Source organism: Oceanobacillus sp. CF4.6 (assembly GCF_051262635.1).
In the GTDB taxonomy this organism is placed as follows: domain Bacteria; phylum Bacillota; class Bacilli; order Bacillales; family Amphibacillaceae; genus Oceanobacillus.
Genome location: NZ_JBIMEX010000006.1, coordinates 107,135 through 127,311, shown reverse-complemented (window position 1 = coordinate 127,311; position 20,177 = coordinate 107,135). Strand labels below are relative to the sequence as shown.

Genomic DNA, 20,177 nt, shown 5'->3' with positions numbered 1-20,177 from the left:
TTATTTCCTCCTATGTATTGTTTTATTTTAGAATGAGATAAACCCTTCCAAAAAGGTAAAGGGAAGGGTCTATCATAAAAGGCCGTCTTATTCAGCCTTATTAATATTTAAATACAATTTCTGATGCACTTTAGAAGTTTCAACTGGATATTCCAGTTCTACTCCATTAATCAAGATTTTAAGTGCCTGGACATTCCCGATATTAAAGTAAATGGTTTCCAAATCACTGGCATCCATTTCGAATGGAGAGTTATCCTCATTAAAATTAGCATTATAAAATACCTCATTGCTATTTTCGTCTCTGACTTCGAGCCAAGTATCATTCGTATTAGCTGACTCCAGCGTAATCGTTATTTCATCCCCAGCATTGTTTATTTCTAACGTAGAGGTAGGTGTTGAACCTGTTCCTTCTTCAACTACAGTGATTTCTGCTTCTGATGGTTCTTCTTCAGAATCATCTGAAGAATCATCTGAAGCATCATCTTCCTCCGTTATAGCTTCATCTGTTCCATCTTCATTTGCATTATCATCTTCTGCTTCTTCATCCTGATTATCAGCCGATGATCCTGAACCCGTATTATCGGGGTTCGTTATAATAACATTATCCTGTGGTTCTTCAATAGGGGCTGCACCGTCTTCTGCCATATTCTCCCGTATAAACCACCAAGCAACAAAAACAATACCAATTATAAGTAAAACCACAATAATCGCTGGTATGAGAGAAGAAAAGCCAGACCCCTTTTCTGAATTATTTGACTTCCTTGTCCGTTGAATCCTTGTATACTGTACATTTTCTTCTTCTGTAGTGGGGATTTCTTCTTTATACTCTTCCACTAATTCACTTGAATCTAATCCAACTGCGTTTGCATATTCTTTTATAAATGCGCGCGCATAAAATTTACCTGGTAATATATGCAAATTTCCCTCTTCAATAGCTACTAAATATCTCTTTTGTATTTTTGTTGTTTCTTGAAGTGTGTCTAATGACAACCCACTCGCAAGACGTGCTTCTTTCAGCTTAGCCCCTACATCCATAGATAACACCTTCCATTTTAAAAATCAAACATAGAAAATCCACTTTGCCCACTAAGTTGCTGCATTTCTACTGATTCATATGTTATTTCTTGTTCTTCATCTGTTCTGAGTTCAATAATATAATCAAAATCATCCATACTATATTCTGTGGACTGTACAAAAATATCCGGATGCTCCACTACCTTTATGGCGGGGAGTTGCATAATTTCTCGAATCAATTGCCAATGCTGTTCATTCGCTTTTCTCTTGGATACGACACCATCAATGATATAAATATTATCTGGATTATATTCGCCTTCGATAAGCTGACTTCTTACTGTTTGCTTTATCATCGTACTCGAGACAAACAACCAACGTTTATTAGCACAAACACTGGCGGCAACAACCGATTCTGTCTTACCAACCCGTGGCATACCACGGATACCTATTAATTTATGTCCTTCTTGCTTATAAAGCTCTGCCATAAAGTCGACAAGTAGACCCAATTCATCACGAACAAAACGAATTGTTTTTCGATCGTCACTATCTGTGTGTATATATTTTCCATGTCGGACAGCCATTCTATCCCTTAGCTTAGGCTTACGTAATTTAAATAATTTAATTGTATCCATGGTTTGCAAAATTGACTTTAATCTTGTTATGTTCTCATCATATTTTGAAAGAAGCAGCATTCCCCTTCTGGAATTCTCTACTCCATTTATAGTGATTATATTAATTGAAAGCATACCTAATAAAGAAGAGATATCACCTAATAAACCAGGACGGTTCATTTGAATCTCATATTCAAGATACCATTCGGTTCTTTCCATAATAAGCTCCTTTATTTTACATACTAAATTCGCATTAAGCAATCAAAACCGGTACTTACTAAGTATATATATCATACTCACTTTTTATGTTCTATTAGTAATATAACATTATTTTCAATTTTTCTAAACAAATTACCGTATGATTCCATGTAAATTCAATTTCCCATGAAAAAAAGCTGTATAGATTCGTCTATACAGCTTTTTAACAATGTAATTATCAATTGCTTTTACTGTTCTTTTACAAGCTTTATCATAACGTTGGCCAGTGCCTGCTGTTCCTGTTCAGACGCTGCATTCCATAATTCTTTTAACGCCGCTTCTTCTCCGGTTTTTGCATTAACACTTTGAGCCAGGTAGTCGCCTACTTCAGCAGCAACACTAGAAATTGTTTGTTGATCCATTCCCTGCTGCTGTGCCTGTTCAAGCCTATCTGCCAAGAAACCTTTCCACGATTCAAAATTATCAAGAACTGACATTTGGCATGCCTCCTCTATTCATTTTATCCTGTATAGTATTTGAGATTATCCATTATTTATACAGGAAAAATAAGAGTTTCCTACCAACCACCGGTAATATTAATAATTTCCCCTTGGATATAACTTGCTCTTTCATCAAATAAAAAGCTCACAAAATGAGCAATTTCGCTTGGCAACCCAGCTCGATTAAGAGGTATATCTGCAATGATTGACATTTTTTCATCGTCTGTTAAATGGCTATTCATTTTCGTTTCAATATACCCTGGGCTTATTGCATTTACCATAATCCCTGAAGGTGCAACTTCCTTTGCCAATGCTTTGACAAAGCTGTTTTGAGCACCTTTTACCGAAGAGTATATGACTTCATAACTTGCTCCGGTATTGCCCCAAATTGATGTAATGAAAATGATTTTTCCTTTTTTATTTTGTATCATTTGAGGTAATAAATGTTTCGTAATCATCCACGGTGCTTTAACATGCAACGAGAGCATATCGTCCATTACTTTTTCCGATGTATCCTGAAGTAATCCGAAATGCGCATTGCCACTAGCAAACACAACATAGTCTACAGGCAAAACCAGCTCGGTAAGAAATCGTTTCATTTCTTCATTGTTGCTTAGATCTGCTTGAAGAACAGTGAGTATTGCTTCCGTGTTTAATTCTTTTCTCAATGCATCTATGTTTTCTCTATTCTTATTGTAGTGGAGCAATACGTTATAGCCATCTTTCACAAGTCGTTCCGAGATAGCTTTACCAATGTCTCCGCTTGCCCCAATAATCAGTACATTTTCCCCCATCTTATCTCCTTACTCCGCAGCAATCGTACAGACAGCTAATCGATTCTCACTAATCCAGTTTTTCATAAAATTATTTGCATCGATCAGTGTCAATTCTTGTATTGCAGGAATAATTTCAAATAAATTAATCCCCATCGAATGATAGGAAGTATAGTTATTCGCAATAAACTCAAGTGAATTCATCGCCCGTAACAACTGACCAATTTTCTTTTTCTTCATTCGTTCAAATACTTCTTCCGTAAGTTGGACTTCATTTGTAGAAAGTAGTAACTCAATGACCTTCTTAGAGAATTGTTCAGGCTCATGTGTATTGCTTCCAATCATTGAATAGCCAAAGTTCTTTTCAAGACTCGTCTCAAAATAAAAGCTGCCATCGATCAGATTCGCTTTATAAAGTTCCTGATAGAATTCTCCCCCCGTGGAAAAGAAATGACTCAACACCATACCGCCAAGCAAATCTTTACGAAGGAATACTTCTTTACTGAGTTCGGTATTAGACTCTTTTATCCCAATCGTACATTTAGAAATGGAAACAGGCATGATAATTTTATTTTCCTTCATTGCAACTTCTTCTGGCTCTTCTGGAAAGTTACGCTTAAGTTCTTCCATCTCTTTAAAAGACTTTTTACTTTGGTTGGATTCAATCATTTTCATCATCTTCTCGGGGTCAAAATTGCCTGCAACGAATAAAGACATATTTTCTGGATGATAAAACGTGTTATAACACGTGTATAAATCATCTTTCGTAATGGAAGTAATGGATTCAACCGTTCCTGCAATATCTTTGTTAACCGGATGATTCTTAAACATGCTCTTTATTATACCCATAAACGATTGCCAATCAGGCTGATCGTCATACATTTTAATCTCCTGAGAAATAATCCCTTTTTCCTTTTCAACGGACTTCTCAGAAAAATAAGGATCTTGTACAAAGTCGACCAATGTTTCCACATTTTTTTCAATGTTATCTGTAGCAGAAAATAAATAGGCTGTCTTCGTAAATGATGTAAATGCATTTGGTGAGGCACCTTGTTTTCCGAAATCAGCGAAAACATCACGGTCCTCTTTTTCGAAAAGTTTGTGTTCCAGGAAGTGGGCTACTCCCTCCGGTACATTCATTTCCTCTGATTCACCGATGGGAACAAAGGTTTGATCAATCGACCCATAATTTGTTGAAAAGATACCAAAGGCCTTTGCCATTTGCGGCTTTGGCAGTAAAAAAACGGTGAGCCCATTATCTAGTTTTTCCGAATATAATGTTTCATTTATATCCTGGTATGTTTGTTTATTCATCTTTTGATCCTCCTTCACTTGTTAACAGGTATACAGTATCTTCCTCAATTTTCCCAGCAGCCTGGATAACTTCTTCTTTAGTTACCTGTCGTATTCCTTCAATTAATTCATCGGGAGTGAGGGATCTATTGCCTATTACTTGCTGATATAGCATTTCGATGAGGCCTTGTGGATGATCCATCGTTTCTTTATATTGATTGATAATTAAATCCTTTGTTTCACTTAACGCTTCTTCTGTAAAGTCTCCGTCTTTCATTGCTGTTACCTGAAGACGAATAATATCCCTTGCTTTTTCGAAATCTTCCGGTGCAATTCCACTAAATACAAACAGTAACCCTTTATGACTTTCCACACGGGAAGATGCATAATAAGCCAGACTGTTTTTTTCTCTAACATTGATAAACAACTTGGAACTTGGGAATCCCCCAAATAATCCGTTAAAAACTTGCAGAGGAAAGTATTCTTTATCCTGAAATAAGGTATTGGTACGATAACCAATATGAAGCTTTGCCTGTTGGACATTCTGCTTCTCAATAACTTCACTAGGTTCTTTAACCGACTTTATTGCCTTAGAAGGATTAAATTCAAGAACATTTTGTTGATTAATTTTCATTTCATTCGTGATTTTCTCTTTTATCTTATCCTCATCGAAATCTCCAAGAACGTAAACATCCAATTCGTTAGTCTCAAACAAAGTTTTGTAATAATCATACAGGTCTTCATTCGTCATGGTACCCAGATCTTCCTCATACCCATGAACATGAAGTTGATACGCTTCATCTTCACACATTTCATCAATGAGTCGCATATTGGCATAACTCATTTTATCATCTTGAATGGCATTTATTTTTTGTTTCAACGTCTCCTTTTCACGCTTAAATACAGATTCATCGAAACCATTTCCTTTAACATTGGGTTGAAATAAGATTTCACTGAACAAACTGATTGCATCATCAATAATAGACGATTCTTCAGGAATGAATTTCTCATTGGCGAATTCCATACGAACGGTAATAATATGGTTTTCACCTTTTTTTCCGCCGTCAACAGATAGAACGGCACCATATAATTCATCCAATTTTAATTGAAGCTCACTTCTGCTCGGATAGTTTTTTGTTCCCTGTTTTAGTATATAAGGCAGTAAAGCTCTTTTAGTAATCGTTTCCTTCTCAAGATTTGCTCTTAACTTTGCAACGATATTAATCGTTTTGTATTTTTTACTTTGTATAAAATGAAGTTTGAGACCGTTTTCACGATGTTGCTTTTCTTGAATAGTATTCATAAATATCCTCCGATGCTATGTAATATTATTTCTCCACATGTATTCTGCACAATTTTACCAGTTGGCATCCATTATACGTCAAAAAAAACTGACTTGCTAATATTAGCAAGTCAGTTAAAAGTTATTTTAAATCCATTATGTCTCTATCTACTTCCTTTAATATAAGGAACGCCATTTGCTTTTGGCGCTTCAGCACGTCCGATAAACCCTGCAAGTGCCAAAATGGTTAACACGTATGGCGCAATTAAAAGGAATATCTGCGGTACATTCTCAAACAAGGGAATACTTGATCCAATAACACTTAAACTTTGGGCAAAACCGAAAAATAATGCTGCACCCATTGCACCAATAGGATGCCATTTTCCAAAAATAACGGCGGCCAATGCCATAAACCCCTGTCCAACAATGGTTGAATGCGAGAAATTCGAAGCAATCGTAAGAGCGAATACCGATCCACCAATTCCTCCGAGTGCTCCGGACAAGATTACAGCAATATAGCGCATCTTGGGTACATTGATACCATTTGTATCAGCTGCCATCGGATGTTCACCTACTGCACGTAAACGCAAGCCAAATGGCGTTCTGTACAATACAAACCAAGCAATAAAGGCAAAAGCAATTGCTATATAAGAAGTAATATAAATACCTTCAAAAAAGATAGAACCTATAATTGGAATATCAGATAAAATGGGAATATTGGTTGTATAAAAAGGCTGATCTACCATATCTGTCTGACCTTTTCCGTACCATTGCTTCGTTAAATATACACCGATACCTAACGCCAGCATGTTGATTGCCACACCACTTACAACCTGACTCGCATGGAACGAAACCGATGCAACAGCATGAATAATCGAAAAGATCGCAGACACTACCATCGCAACTATTATGGAAACCCACGGCGTCCAAACACCAAGCACATCTGAAAAAGTTAAATTGAACACTATTCCGACAAATGCTCCCATTACCATTAATCCTTCCAGACCAATGTTTACAACCCCAGCCCGTTCACTGAATACACCACCTAATGCAGTAAAAATCAAAGGTGCAGAGTAAAATAATGCTGTAGGGATAACAGACTGCAATATATCTAACATTTATTTACCCTCCTTTTTAAAGCGCAGTAATATCCAGCGAATAATATAGCTAGATGCTACAAAGAAAATAATTAAAGCAATAATGATATCTACAAGTTCAGTTGGCACGCCAGCACCAGTAGGCATTTCACCAGCGCCCTCTTTTAATGCCCCAAACAGAAATGCTGCAAGTACAACACCTAGAGCGGTATTTGCGCCAAGTAAGGCAACAGCTATACCATCAAAGCCCATATTCGGAAAACCGGACATAACAGAAATGGTTCCATAGGTTCCCAAACCTTCCATGGCACCTGCCAAACCTGCAAATGTCCCCGCTATAACCATCGAGAGCACTATATTTTTACTTACATTCATTCCGGCATATCGAGAAGCATGCCCGTTATAGCCGACCGATTTCAGCTCATAGCCAATCGTTGTTCTCTGGATAATAAACCACATCATTACAGCAGCAAATAAAGCGATTAGTATTCCATAGTGAACACGGGAGTATAATGTAATACTTTGCAACCAGTCAGATGCCAATGAAGCTGAAGCAGGAATTGCTTCCGTTGTGGTTTGGCGATCTGTTAATACATTTCTTATAATGTCATTTGTTACAAATAATGCAATATAGTTCATCATAATCGTTACAATAACTTCATGCACTCCAAGTTTTGCCTTCAGTATACCCGGGATAAATGCCCAAAGTGCTCCCGCTACTCCTGCTGCGATAATAGCAAGCGGTAAATGAATATACATTGGAGCATCGACTGCAAGCCCTACCCATACTGCTGCAAGCCAACCAACTATTACCTGACCTTCAGCACCAATATTAAATAAACCGGTACGGAATGCAAATGCAATGGATAAACCTGTCAAAATATATGGTGTCGATCTTCTTATCGTTTCACCAAGGGTATAAGAATCCCCGAATGCTCCATTCCATAAGGCGGTGTATCCTTCAATTGGATTAAATCCGGAAACGAGCATGATAATTGCACCTGCTAGCAAGCCAAGAAAAACGGAAATAATAGGCACTAGAACGGTAAATAATTTATTCTGTAACATTGGATTCACCCGCCTTTACCTTACTGCCAGCCATCAACAGGCCAAGCTCTTGTTCATTTGTTTCTTCCGGTTTAACCTCAGCTACAATACTACCGTCAAACATTACTGCTATTCGGTCACTTACGTCAATAATTTCATCCAGTTCAAAAGAGACAAGAAGGATTGCCTTTCCTTTATCCCGCTCCTCAATTAACTTTTTATGAATAAATTCGATTGCACCAACATCAAGACCTCTAGTAGGCTGCGCAGCAATCAGTAAGTCCGGTGAACGATCCACTTCCCGACCAATGATTGCCTTTTGCTGATTACCACCTGATAACGCTCTTGCTGGCGTATGTACACTTGGTGTACGCACATCATATTCTTGGATTAATTTCTCTGCCTTATTTAGAATTTCTTTATAATTCAATACTTTCGCTTTGGAATACGGCTTTTTATAATAGGTTTGGAGGACCATATTTTCACCAATTGAATAGTCCAGAACGAGTCCAAATCGATGCCTATCCTGAGGAATATGCCCAATACCACTTTCAGTGACTTTTCTTGGGCTTTTATTCGTGATATTTTTAGATTTCAGTTCTATTTTCCCTGATACGGATTTGGTTAACCCTGTAATAGCTTCAATTAACTCTGATTGTCCATTGCCATCTACCCCTGCAATACCAACAATTTCACCAGCACGAATTTCAAGATTAAGCCCTTTGACAAGATCTACTTTTCTAGAATCTTTCACTACCAGATTTTCTACTTTAAGTACCGTTTCCTTTGGATGGGATTTAGTTTTTATAGTATTGAAATTAACTTCCCTGCCAACCATTAAGGAAGCAAGTTCATTTACATTTGTAGTGGAAGTATCTGTCGTACCAATGCCTTTTCCTTTTCGGATTACGGTACAACTGTCACAGACTTCCATAATTTCTTTTAATTTGTGGGTAATTAAAATGATGGATTTTCCTTCTTTAACAAGCGAACGCATGATATCCATTAACTCATGTATTTCCTGAGGCGTCAGTACTGCAGTAGGTTCATCAAATATAAGAACTTCAGCACCTCGATAAAGCGTTTTTAAAATTTCGACACGTTGTTGCATTCCAACAGAAATATCACTGATTTTGGCATCGGGGTCTACTTTCAAACCATACCTATCGGAAATCTCTTTAATTTCTTTTCTTGCCCTTTCTATATCAATAACTCCACTCTTTTTGGTAGGTTCACTACCAAGCACAATATTTTGAGTTACTGTAAATGGTTCAACAAGCATAAAATGCTGATGCACCATTCCTATTCCTAATTCGTTCGCAATATTAGGGTTTGTAATATTAACTTTTTTACCTTTAACCCTTATCTCTCCTTGCTCTGGCTGGTACAAACCGAATAAAACATTCATTAAAGTGGACTTCCCTGCACCATTTTCACCTAAAAGAGCATGGATTTCACCTTTTTTAAGCTGAACCGTAATGTTGTCGTTCGCAACGATACCTGGAAATTCTTTTCGTATGTTCAACATTTCAATCACATACTCCACCATGTTCACCCCTTTATCATCTAATATATCTTTTAATGGTATTATTTTAATAAAATCACCAAACAAAAAGGATCTTTATACAGATCCTCTTTAGTTGAAGATTTTATGCAACATGATAGAAGAAGGCTGTAATCAGCCTTCTTCCTCATTTATTAAAGCGAGCTTTCGAATGTCTCTAATTCTTCACGTGTTTGGGGTACTTCTACTTCTCCGCTAAGAATCTTTTCTTGCCATTCGTTTACTGTATTAACAATTTCTTCTGTCATTGCTTCTGTATTTGTTTCAGCAATAGCAATTCCTTCTTCTTCAATACCGAATTCGATAAGTTCTCCACCTGGAAATTGATCGTTTGCTAGCATGTTAGCGACTTCCTGCACTGCAACGTCCACACGCTTGATCATAGAAGTCAATGTAACATTTTGATCATTTATTTCACCGTCTTCATGTTGGTCACGGTCAACACCGATAACCCAAATTTCACGTTCTGGATCGTTTTGCTTTATATCTTTCGCTTGGTTGAATACACCATTTCCAGTTCCACCAGAAGCATGGAAGATAATGTCAATATCATTGCTGTACATATTGGAAGCAATTAACTTACCTTTTGATGGATCATCAAATGTTTCAGCATACTGTACGTCTACTTCAATCGCTGGATTCACAGATTTTGCTCCTGCAATAAATCCTGCTTCAAATTTGTTGATTAAAGGGGAATCAATTCCGCCGACAAAACCAAGTTTGTCTGTAGTTGTCTTGCTAGCTGCAGCAACACCAGCCAAGAATGATCCTTCATGTTCTTTGAAAGTAACACTTACTGCATTTGGTGCTTCTACAATAGCGTCAACTAATGCAAATTTAGTATCTGGAAATTGTTCTGCAGCTTTTTGAAGATCCTCTTGTAAAAGAAAACCAGTACCAAAGATAAGACTATATTCATCACGAACAAGGCGTGTAATATTTGGCATAAAGTCTGCTTTTGATCCTGATTGTGCATAAGCAAAGCCATTCCCTTTTGATAAACCATGTTCTTCTCCCCATGCTTGCATACCTTCCCATGCGGATTGGTTAAAGGATTTGTCATCTACTCCACCTTGATCGGTTACCATAGCAATACTATATTCTGTAGAATCCTCATCTTCAGTAGCAGCACCATCTCCGCTGTCCGTTGAATCTGTAGTTTCTTCTTCATCGGAACCCCCGCCACATGCAGCTAATACAAGTCCGAGACTAAGTAGTAAAGCAAATAACAAAATAAATTTACGATTTATCATATTTAAAAGCTCCTTTATATAATTTAATTTTGACTATTCTAGCATTGAATCACTCTTTTAAACTTGCTCCTTTATTTTCGCTCATCACCCCCTATGATATAGCCCGGTTTTTATACACGTTTTCTTAAAACATGAAAACTAAATACATCCGAACGGAAATAATTAGCTGAATAAAGAACCGCTTCATCTTCACTTGTGTAATGTACCTGCTTTAGCAAGAGAAGAGATAGATCTGGTGCACAATTCAATATACTGAATATACGGTCATGATAACTGATTGGTTCAATATATGTAACAGCATAAGAGATCCGTTTATTCGCATATTCTTCCAGTAGTTCAAAGATTGAATCTTCTTCATGCACACGGTGGAGCGGTATCAATTTTGCAGGAACCTTATCAATGCAAAATACAACCGGATTATTATCAGCAGTCCGTACTCTCTCAATTTTTGCAAGGGTATCAACATTTTGTGAGGAGAACTTTGCTTTTTCTTCATCAGTGGCTTCTACTAGTTCTGTAGATAAATATTGAGAACCAGCTATTTTTCCTGACTGCTCAATCATTTGTGTTACACTTTTCAGTTCTTCAATTCCTGATGAAAAAATTGGTTTCGAATTTACAAAGGTACCAACCCCATGCCTTCTTGTTACAATATTATCTTCTTCAAGAATGCGCAAAGCCTCTCTTAATGTAGCTCTGGAAACACCTAATCGTTTAGACAACTGATACTCGGATGGCAGTTTTTCATTTTCACTATAGGTGCCATTCCCAATATCTCTTGTAATTTCATCAATGACTTGTAAATAAAGGTGCCTTGAATCTGTTCTAATCGACACAAAATCCCCTCTTCCCTTCAGCTGCTATTAAAGAGATCTGACCTCAGACGTTTGACTCTTTGTCCGTCATTAATATTACCACCATTAATAAAATAAATAAATAGAATTAGGATAAATTTCTTAAATAAATCATCATCTTTTGACAATTATAGACATAAAGAGGCAGGCTAATCATACTATGTCTGATTAGCCTGCCTCTTATTCTCTTAATACCTCTATTAGGATGTTTTTTCCTCCGTTGATTGCGAAATCAATACGGTACGGGGTTTACTGCCTTCATACGGTCCAACGATTCCTCTGGCTTCCATGGCATCAATCAGCCGAGCTGCCCGTGTATAACCAATTCGGAATCTCCGCTGTAGCATGGAAACACTGGCACTCTGCAATTCCGTAATCATTTGCACAGCATCATCATATAGATCATCATCCACTTGTTCAACAACTTCACTTGTTTCTTCGGGAATCATCTCTTCCTGATAAGATGCTTTTTGCTGATCTATGCAATGATCAACAATTCGTTCCACCTCTTCATCTGACAAGAATGCTCCTTGCACTCGGGTTGGCTTAGAAGAGCCAACTGGCATAAACAACATATCTCCCCTACCAAGTAACTTCTCTGCTCCGCCTGAGTCAAGGATTGTTCTGGAATCAATCTGAGAAGATACACTGAAAGCTATTCTGGATGGAATATTCGCCTTAATTACACCAGTGATGACATCCACGGACGGTCTCTGTGTAGCAATAATTAAGTGTATCCCTGCAGCCCTTGCCATTTGGGCTAACCTCGTAATCGAGTCTTCTACGTCATTGGAAGCTACCATCATTAAATCTGCCAACTCATCTACCAGAACAACAATATATGGTAGATTCGGCTGTGTTTCTTCTGTGCTTAAATTATATTTTCGAATATACTCGTTATAGCCTTCAATGTTGCGGGTACCTGTATCGGAAAATAAATCATATCTTCTTTCCATTTCAGATACTACTTTTTTTAATGCTCTTGATGCTTTCTTCGGATCGGTGACGACCGGTGCCAGTAAATGTGGGATTCCATTATAAACATTCAATTCTACTTTTTTCGGGTCGATCATCATCATTTTTACTTCATGGGGCTTTGCACGCATTAAAATACTCGTAATTATCCCATTCACACATACACTTTTACCACTACCTGTTGCGCCTGCAATCAGAAGATGTGGCATTTTATTTAATTCTCCTACCACAGCTTCCCCGGAAATATCTCTTCCTAATGCATATAATAGTTTGGAAGTTTTATTACTCCACGTTTTATCCAGTACTTCCCGAAGCGAAACCATCGCAATTTCCTTGTTAGGTACTTCAATACCAACAGCTGATTTACCTGGAATTGGTGCTTCAATCCGAATATCCTTTGCAGCCAGTGCCAGTGCAATGTCATCATGCAAACCTACAATCTTACTTACTTTAACACCAGCTTCTGGTGATATTTCATATTTTGTTACTGCTGGCCCAACATGAACCTTTGTAATTCTCGCTTTAACTCCAAAACTTTGGAAGGTTCTTTCAAGTTTGCGTACTGTAGCTTTGATTTGTGACTTTTCCTGCTGCTGTGAATTATGCGCAGGTTCAGCCAGTAATTCAGGTGATGGCAGCACATAGTCATAGTTTTCCGTAGCGGTCATTGGCATCGGTTGCTCTACCTCATTTTCCACTACCGATTCCTCTTTCGTAGATTCATTTACTTCTGCTTTTACCATATTAGAATTCGTTTCTTGTGCGGAATAAGCAATGTCCGTAAAATCATTTATAAAAGGTTCTTCCTGCTGCACGTCTTCTTGTACAACCGTCTCCTCCTGAAGTATTTGTTTCTCATCCTTATGCTGTTTTTTTTCAGCTCTAGCATCTTTCCACTTTGTAGCCTGCTTCGTCATCATTAATTTTATCTTAGCAAATAGTTTGGAAAACAGATCGCCTACAGATAATTCTGTAATAAATATAACGCCTATCAACATGGAGAAGACAGCAACAATTTTTGAACCGGCCAAAGAGAATAAATAATAACAGAATGTAAAAATGACTGCCCCTAACATTCCGCCACCAATTTGTACAGCAGTACCTGTCCCATTAATATATGCCAGAAAATTACTCCAAGTAGTTCCGATGATGGAGATGTTTTCTGCTGATACTAGTAAACTTTCAATTGTCTGAATATGTGTAAACAGCAATATACCCGCAAACAAAATATAGAAGCCTACCATCTTTCTATTCCAGTAATTCGGATACTTTCTTTTAATAAGTAAAAATAATCCAGTAATAAACAAGAATACGGAAGCAACAAAATACCAGATTCCCAAGAAGAATTGGAAGAAATATTCGAGCCAGCCCGGTATCGCACCATCACTAATCGCACTTGCTCCACTTCCAAATATGGATAGAAAAATAAATAATAGTCCAAGTAGTTCCAATTTCAATAGTTTCGTTTGTTTTACACTTTTTCTTTTTCTTTTTTTAGCCATTCTCTCACCTCTGTCTATACGAACATATACGAATAGTAAACCCTTGCCTTCAAATTGGCAAGGGTATTCTTACATGCAATTATATCATAAATCTTGGTAATAATTGGTTTCAGTTTAAGATTCTACCTGGTGAAAATTCCGAGTTTAAAAAATCCTGGGGGTCAGTTGAAATTAATTGCTGTATCTGATAGGATCCATTCTGCATTCTTTCTGCATATACTGTCCTCCCTTTATAAGAGACACTCTCGATACTGGTATATGCATCCATCTCTGTTGGGAATATATCGTTGTGTGCTAGAGGTGTATATAATATCATTGTACAACACTACTTTCCTCTGATGTACTTGTACCAATAAATTCATTTAATTTACTCATTGCATCTTTAACGCCACCTACTGCATCAATCAATCCATAGTCAACTGCATCTTTTCCAATAACATTTGTTCCAATATCTCTTGTCAGATTCCCCTTTTCAAACATAAGATGCTTGAATTTTTCTTCTTTAATATTTGAATGTTCCACGACAAAATGAATTACTCGATCCTGCATTTTATCGAGATATTCGAATGTCTGAGGCACTCCAATTACTAATCCTGTCAACCTTACAGGATGAATTGTCATTGTTGCCGACGGTACAATAAATGAATAGTCCGTTGCAACTGCAATTGGCACTCCAATAGAATGGCCACCTCCAAGAACAATGGAAACTGTTGGTTTAGAAATCGATGCTATCATTTCAGCAAGCGCCAGCCCAGCTTCGACATCTCCTCCAACTGTGTTCAACAGGATAATCAATCCTTCAATTTTTGGATTCTGTTCAATTGCTATAAGCTGCGGAAGCAAATGCTCATATTTAGTTGTCTTATTTTGAGGTGGTAATTGCAAATGTCCTTCGACTTGACCAATAATAGAAAGAACGTGAATATTTGATTCAGGTGCCTGGGGAATATTGGATTGACCCAATTGCTGAATCTTTTCAACTAACGACGATGAATTTGGCTGATTATCTTGTTGTGGATTTTCTTTTTGATCTTTATTATTATTCATTTACGGACACTCCCTTTATATCTAGTTATACGGTTAGTATGAACGTAAATATACAAAAAATACCGGCTGCTTTCAGCCGGTATTTTCATCCTTCAATAAGAATCTTTAATTTAGCCATTTCTTCATCTGTAAGACGGATTAATGGTAATCGTACACTTCCTGTTTCAATCCCCTTCATTTGAAGTGCTGCTTTAACGGGTGATGGGTTAGGCGCCATGAAAAGCCCGTTCATAATTGGTAGTAGCATACGGTGCATGGATGCAGCTTCGTTTATCCTGCCGTCCAAGAAGTGATTAACCATCGTATTCATTTCATTCCCTATTACGTGAGATGCGACAGAAATCACGCCGTCAGCACCTACTGCCAGCATAGGTAATGTTGAGCTATCGTCTCCACTATATACACTGAAATCATCTCCCGTGTGTTCAATGATTTCTGAAACTTGATCAAGATCACCACTTGCTTCTTTTACGGAAACAATATTGTCAATCGCACTCAAATTAATAATCGTTTCCGCAGTCATATTAACTACAGAGCGCCCTGGAATATTATAGAGCATCACTGGTAAATCCGTTTCCTTAGCAATGGCTGCAAAATGCTCGAACATCCCGTGTTGACTCGGTTTATTATAATATGGTGTAACAAGCATAATAGCATCTACACCACATGCTTCCGCTTCTTTTGTCAATTTTATTGAAGCAGATGTATGATTATTACCTGTACCAGCAATTACGGGTACCCTTTTGTTCACAACCTTTACGACATGCTTAAACAGTTGGTTTTTTTCGTCCGTTGTCATAGTCGGAGATTCGCCAGTAGTTCCAGCAACCACTAAACCCTCTGTTCCATTACCAAGTAAATATTCAATTAAAACACTTGTTTGCTTAAGATCTAATTTTCCATTGTTATCGAATGGAGTGACCATGGCAGTCAGTACTCGCCCAAACTTCATTCATAATCACCTTTCTTCTATACGTGTGTTCAGGAAGGTTTTCCCATTTTGAACATTCTCGTTAAGGCTTTAATTAAACTGTTTCATTTAAGTTACTAAGGCCAAAAACTTCATGTAATGCATTTACTGCTGTAATTAAATCATTATTATGCACCAAAACCCAGATTGTTGTGTGACTATCCGCTGATTGCAATATTTGCACCCCTGCATTTGTCAATGCTTGAACAATTTTTGAGGCGACTCCAGGTACACCACTCATTCCCGCACCTACTGCCGAAACTTTAGCACATCCTTCTGTAATCTCCGGGTGAAAGCCTAGAACTTCAAGAATATTAACCGCTCTTTCCGTATGGGATTCAGGTACAGTATAGACGACACCTTTAGGAGAAATATTGATAAAATCAACCGATATTCCTGCTTCTGCCATCGCCTTAAATACTTCAGATTGTAATCGATAGACTGATTCTTTCGTCTGTACTTTAATTTGTGTGATTGACGATATATGTGCAATACCAGTAATCATTCTATCTGGAATATCAGTCCCCAGTTCAGCAACTCTTGATGAAGTAACCAACGTTCCCAACTCCTCAGAATAGGTTGACCTTATACGCATCGGTATCTTACCTTGCATCGCAATTTCTACTGCACGTGGATGAATGACTTTCGCACCTTGGTATGCTAAATTACAGATTTCATTGTATGTGACGATATCCAGTGGACGAGCGGTTTTTACCACTCTTGGATCAGCAGTCATAATTCCATTAACATCTGTAAATATCTCAATCCGTTCTGCCGATAATGCTACTCCAAGCGCAGCAGCACTCGTGTCACTTCCACCCCGTCCAATCGTCGTAACCTCACCTGTTTCGCTCTGACCTTGAAATCCGGCAACAACGACGACATCATTTTTTTCAAATTCTTTAAGAATACGGGCTGGATTTACTTCTTTTATTTTCGCCTTGTTGAAGTCCTCTGTAGTCAAAAAACCAGCCTGTGCTCCGGTTAAAGCAACTGCAGATATATGATTTTTTTGAAGTTCATTGGAAAGAACCACCGAAGAGATAATTTCTCCACACGACATTAATAAATCCAGTTCACGTACAGAGGTCCCAGTAGCAGGATAATCAACTAAGCCTAATAGAGTATCCGTTGCATATGGGTCTGGTTTTCTTCCCAATGCAGATACGACGACTACGAGCTTATAGTCTTTTACTAAAGCATCTTTAATATGTTTTATGACGTGTTCCCTGTTATCTTCTGATTGTACAGAAGTTCCCCCAAATTTTTGAACTAATACTTGCATACTAACACCTCTATTATTACCGGATACCGTATGTTCAAGCCGTCACTGTTATTGTCACTTTTTAAACATCCTATTATAGCCAATTATTTTTAATTAATGATTGTGCAATTTGCACTGTATTCCATGCTGCACCTTTAAGAAGGTTATCTGAAACTACCCATAAATGAAAACCCTTGGGATTATCAAGATCTTTGCGGACACGGCCAACAAAAACATCTTCTTTATCTGCTGCGCTTAATGGTGTTGGATATTCTTGAGCATCTGGATTATCTTGAAGTACAATACCATCAGCAGCTTCCAATACCTTCCATAAATCGGCAACTTCTACGCCATCTTTATCCACTTCAATATAAACACTTTCAGCATGGGAAGTAAAGAAAGGCAAACGAACACAAGTCGCCGCAACAGAGATAGCTTCATCATGCATAATTTTTTTTGTTTCATTGATCATTTTCATTTCTTCAAATGTATATCCATTATCTCCAAAAACATCAATTTGTGGAAGTGCATTAAATGCAATCGGATAATGCTTCTCATCGCCACTAACAGGAAGGAGATTTGCTTCCATCTCTTCTTCATTTAAAAATTGTTGTGCCTGGACTTTTAATTCTTCTGTTGCCTTTGCACCTGCACCTGATACAGCCTGATAGGTTGAAACAATAATCCGATTCATTCCAAATGATTTTTTAATAGGATGTAATGCTGCAACCATCTGAATGGTGGAGCAATTCGGGTTTGCAATAATTCCTTTATGGTTTGCAATATCCTCATTATTTACCTCTGGTACAACGAGGGGAACATTCTCATCCATACGGTATGCACTTGTATTATCAACTACAACAGCACCATGTTTTACGGCTTCAGGCGCAAGTTCTTTGGAAATAGAACCTCCTGCGGAAAACAGTGCAATATCCACACCCTTAAAACTGTCTGGTGTTGCTTCCTCTACCGTTATTTCTTTATTGCCAAATCGTAGCTTCTTTCCTGCAGACCTCTTTGATGAGAGCAATTTCAATTCATTTATTGGGAAATTCTTATTTTCTAATAGTTGCATTATTTTTTGACCAACTGCTCCTGTTGCTCCAACAACTGCAACATTGTATGCTTTTTTCTCTGTCATTTGTAATGACTCCCTTCAAAATGGTAAATAATTAACTTATAGTTCTTTATTTTAACATATTTTTAGGGAGATAAGGAATAATAATAGGCTGAAGTTGTTTTCCATTCAAAGCGTATTCTACGCTTTTCTGTAAATAATCCAAGTTTGCGGTCATTGAATTTGGCTTATGATATGGATCATCTTGACCAAAAGGGATAAAATAAATATTTTTACTGTTCATTAATTTTATTAAGTTCGAGCCATTTAAACCTAAAGCATCATTGGTAGTTACACCAAGTAATACGGGATTCTGATTTCTCATCGTCGATTTGGATGCCATAAGTACCGGATTGTCAGTAAGTGCATTAGCTAACTTACTTAATGAATTCCCAGTAAGAGGAGCAATAACCATGATATCCAATGGATATTTTGGTCCAAGTGGTTCAGCATCCTGAATTGTACGAATCACCTTTCTCCCTGTAATACTTTCTAGTTTTTCGATATGTTCTGAAGCTTTACCGAACTTTGAATCTGTGTTTTGGACCGTATAGGATACGATGGGAATCACTTCGGCCTGTTCCATCACAAGTTTTTCAATTTGCGGGAATACTTGACTATGTGTGTGATGGGATCCTGTTAAACCAAACCCAATTCGCTTATCCTTCAGACTCATGATGATTCCCTCTTTTCCTCTAAAATTTGAGTGATGACATCAGCCAGTATCTTACCAGCCGTTCTAGGAGCTACAATACCAGGAAGGCTCCTTGCCAAGATTGCTTTTATCCCTCGCTTTTTAGCATAAGCAAAATCAGTTCCACCAGGTTTGGATGCTAAATCGATAATGATTCCATTTGTTGGGAGATTTTGAATTGCTTCCTTTGTAATAATTGGAGCAGGTATCGTATTAATTAACACATCACAGTTATACGTATACTCAGATAGCTTTTCCAATGGGATAGCATGCAGCCCCATTTCTGTAATCCTGGCCAAGTCTCTTATACTTCTTGCACATACGGATACATTTGCACCTAAGGCCGAAAACTTATTTGCTACAGTGTTACCAACGCGACCGAATCCTGTAACAATTACCTGTGAAGAGTGAATCGTATGATCTGTTTGTTCAAAAGCCATCATAATAGTACCTTCTGCAGTAGGGATTGAATTATAAATGGCCACATCATCTCTATCCAGTAGCGAAATTAAACGAGTACCCGCTTCGCTGGCAGCTGAGGATAGATAATCATTGGTTATACCCGTAAATATCATGGCTGATTTTTTTAATTTTTTGAACCATTCTTTATTCAGATTGGCCATCTTATCTGAAAATACGGTCTCGATATTCCCATCCATATCGGTACCTGTAATTGGCAGAATGATTACATCTAATTTCGATTGATCCAACTCTTCCAAATCCACTTGATTCAGCTCTGTAAAACCCTGTTCCAGTTTGTCAAACCCAACAAGAATAATCGTCGTATTAGATAGATTTTTCAATTGCCTGATTAGCTCCAAATAACGTGCATCTCCACCAATCACAGCTATTAATTGATTCATATTTATTTATACCTCCAGACATCCAATTCCTATAATAGGGTGTTCAATATGTCCCTTAAAAACGACACATCGCATATCGAATTTCTCGGTTCTTTTTGAACACGATTCAATCATTTTCTTTATAGCTTATGTGATAGCGCACTAGGAGTGATTGTCTGATTAAAAAAAACACGAAAAAGACTAATATCATTCATATGATATTAGCCTTTTTCTCGTTAGAACATATAAAATTCAAGTAGCAATTCGTTTACTTCTAGGC

General features: G+C 37.6%; 19 protein-coding genes. All 19 read right to left on the bottom strand.

Features of this window, described 5'->3' with window-relative positions:
• Positions 1-87: 87 nt before the first annotated feature.
• The 19 genes from ACHABU_RS11290 to dpaA all read right to left on the bottom strand — a co-directional run bounded on the left by ACHABU_RS11290 (position 88) and on the right by dpaA (position 19,918).
• Positions 88-1,035 (bottom strand): helix-turn-helix domain-containing protein, encoded by a 948-nt coding sequence (locus ACHABU_RS11290; protein ID WP_435764965.1) that lies wholly within the window; start codon positions 1,033-1,035, stop codon positions 88-90.
• Between the two features lie 17 nt (positions 1,036-1,052).
• Positions 1,053-1,844 (bottom strand): DUF3388 domain-containing protein, encoded by a 792-nt coding sequence (locus ACHABU_RS11285; RefSeq protein ID WP_435764964.1) that lies wholly within the window; start codon positions 1,842-1,844, stop codon positions 1,053-1,055.
• Positions 1,845-2,071: 227 nt separating this feature from the next.
• Complete coding sequence (locus ACHABU_RS11280; protein WP_435764963.1) at positions 2,072-2,320, bottom strand: DUF3243 domain-containing protein; 249 nt, start codon at positions 2,318-2,320, stop codon at positions 2,072-2,074.
• Positions 2,321-2,400: 80 nt separating this feature from the next.
• On the bottom strand, positions 2,401-3,117 hold the full coding sequence (gene ymfI / locus ACHABU_RS11275) for an elongation factor P 5-aminopentanone reductase (protein ID WP_435764962.1): 717 nt from the start codon (positions 3,115-3,117) through the stop codon (positions 2,401-2,403).
• A 9-nt stretch (positions 3,118-3,126) separates the two neighbouring features.
• On the bottom strand, positions 3,127-4,410 hold the full coding sequence (gene yfmH / locus ACHABU_RS11270) for an EF-P 5-aminopentanol modification-associated protein YfmH (RefSeq protein ID WP_435764961.1): 1,284 nt from the start codon (positions 4,408-4,410) through the stop codon (positions 3,127-3,129).
• Entirely contained in the window at positions 4,403-5,692 is a 1,290-nt protein-coding gene (gene yfmF, locus ACHABU_RS11265) for an EF-P 5-aminopentanol modification-associated protein YfmF (RefSeq protein WP_435764959.1), read from the bottom strand. Before yfmF ends, yfmH begins: the two co-directional genes overlap by 8 nt.
• A 143-nt stretch (positions 5,693-5,835) precedes the next feature.
• The gene (locus ACHABU_RS11260) at positions 5,836-6,789 is read right to left on the bottom strand and encodes an ABC transporter permease (RefSeq protein ID WP_435764958.1); all 954 of its coding nucleotides are present in this window, start codon (positions 6,787-6,789) and stop codon (positions 5,836-5,838) included.
• Entirely contained in the window at positions 6,790-7,836 is a 1,047-nt protein-coding gene (locus tag ACHABU_RS11255; RefSeq protein ID WP_435764956.1) for an ABC transporter permease, read from the bottom strand.
• Positions 7,823-9,361, bottom strand: a complete 1,539-nt coding sequence (locus ACHABU_RS11250; protein WP_435765070.1) for an ABC transporter ATP-binding protein — start codon at positions 9,359-9,361, stop codon at positions 7,823-7,825. The genes ACHABU_RS11255 and ACHABU_RS11250 overlap by 14 nt, the downstream gene beginning before the upstream one ends.
• A gap of 152 nt (positions 9,362-9,513) precedes the next feature.
• Positions 9,514-10,632 (bottom strand): BMP family lipoprotein, encoded by a 1,119-nt coding sequence (locus ACHABU_RS11245; RefSeq protein ID WP_435764954.1) that lies wholly within the window; start codon positions 10,630-10,632, stop codon positions 9,514-9,516.
• 110 nt (positions 10,633-10,742) lie between these two features.
• Positions 10,743-11,468 carry a GntR family transcriptional regulator gene (locus ACHABU_RS11240; protein ID WP_435764953.1) on the bottom strand — a complete coding sequence of 242 codons (726 nt, stop codon included), beginning with the start codon at positions 11,466-11,468 and terminating at the stop codon, positions 10,743-10,745.
• A 218-nt stretch (positions 11,469-11,686) separates the two neighbouring features.
• Positions 11,687-13,963, bottom strand: a complete 2,277-nt coding sequence (locus ACHABU_RS11235) for a DNA translocase FtsK (protein ID WP_435764952.1) — start codon at positions 13,961-13,963, stop codon at positions 11,687-11,689.
• A 109-nt stretch (positions 13,964-14,072) separates the two neighbouring features.
• Positions 14,073-14,279, bottom strand: a complete 207-nt coding sequence (locus ACHABU_RS11230; RefSeq protein ID WP_435764951.1) for a YlzJ-like family protein — start codon at positions 14,277-14,279, stop codon at positions 14,073-14,075.
• Positions 14,276-15,010, bottom strand: coding sequence for a ClpP family protease (locus tag ACHABU_RS11225; protein WP_435764950.1), 735 nt, complete (start codon positions 15,008-15,010; stop codon positions 14,276-14,278). The genes ACHABU_RS11230 and ACHABU_RS11225 overlap by 4 nt, the downstream gene beginning before the upstream one ends.
• Positions 15,011-15,095: 85 nt before the next feature.
• Complete coding sequence (dapA, locus tag ACHABU_RS11220) at positions 15,096-15,962, bottom strand: 4-hydroxy-tetrahydrodipicolinate synthase (RefSeq protein WP_435764949.1); 867 nt, start codon at positions 15,960-15,962, stop codon at positions 15,096-15,098.
• A 73-nt stretch (positions 15,963-16,035) separates the two neighbouring features.
• On the bottom strand, positions 16,036-17,265 hold the full coding sequence (dapG, locus tag ACHABU_RS11215) for an aspartate kinase (protein WP_379495577.1): 1,230 nt from the start codon (positions 17,263-17,265) through the stop codon (positions 16,036-16,038).
• 73 nt (positions 17,266-17,338) lie between these two features.
• Complete coding sequence (gene asd / locus ACHABU_RS11210; RefSeq protein ID WP_435764948.1) at positions 17,339-18,385, bottom strand: aspartate-semialdehyde dehydrogenase; 1,047 nt, start codon at positions 18,383-18,385, stop codon at positions 17,339-17,341.
• 46 nt (positions 18,386-18,431) lie between these two features.
• Positions 18,432-19,037, bottom strand: a complete 606-nt coding sequence (dpaB, locus tag ACHABU_RS11205) for a dipicolinate synthase subunit B (protein ID WP_435764947.1) — start codon at positions 19,035-19,037, stop codon at positions 18,432-18,434.
• Complete coding sequence (gene dpaA, locus ACHABU_RS11200; protein ID WP_435764946.1) at positions 19,034-19,918, bottom strand: dipicolinic acid synthetase subunit A; 885 nt, start codon at positions 19,916-19,918, stop codon at positions 19,034-19,036. The genes dpaB and dpaA overlap by 4 nt, the downstream gene beginning before the upstream one ends.
• Positions 19,919-20,177 lie beyond the last annotated feature (259 nt).